We start from the raw sequence: 694 nt of genomic DNA on the forward strand, positions 1-694 counted from the left end.
ACCCAATTTGCGGACAAAGCGGTCAGTGGCCGCCACCTTCAAGCGGCTGCGTCGACTGCGTGCCTTAAGCCGATTCAACCGCGTAGTGAGCCCGAGCAGGATTTCCCAGTCGTGCAGCATGCCCTCCGGGCGAGGTACCAGAGGTGGCGTGTATTTCACTACATTGCGCACTGACACCGCCTGGAAAATGGGGTCAAACTGGCCATGCTCCAGCTGCCCGGTGGGCGGCAGAATAATGTCGGCATGGCGGGTGGTCTCATTGATATAGAGATCAATACTGACCATGAAATCCAGCCCGGCCAGGGCCCGGTCCAGCTTGCTGCCATCCGGGCAGGACAACACCGGATTGCCGGCATGGGAAATAAAGGCCTTCACTTGCCCCAACCCCGGCGTGAGCATTTCATCGGCCATGGCGGTCACCGGGAATTCACCGCCGAATTCCGGGTAACCGTTTACCCGGCTGCGGTAACGGTCGAAGCTGCCGGTATCACCGCTAAGGGCACTCATGGCGACGATATCAAAGGCCGGGTTGGTGAACATCACGCCCCCTTCCCGATCCAGGTTGCCGGTGAGGATATTGATCACGTAGACCAGCCAGGCGCTGAGCGCACCATGGGCACTGGTGGTGACGCCCACCCGGGAATAGACCGCCGCGCTGGGCGCGTTGGCGATGTCACGGGCGAGCTTGCGGATA

1 protein-coding gene is annotated in these 694 nt (G+C 61.0%); it reads right to left on the reverse strand.

The features are described from left to right. Window positions 1-694, reverse strand: a 694-nt coding sequence (locus A3730_RS11395; protein WP_156501160.1) for a molybdopterin-dependent oxidoreductase, incomplete at both ends; no start/stop codon positions are given.

The organism is Alcanivorax sp. HI0044 (assembly GCF_001634945.1).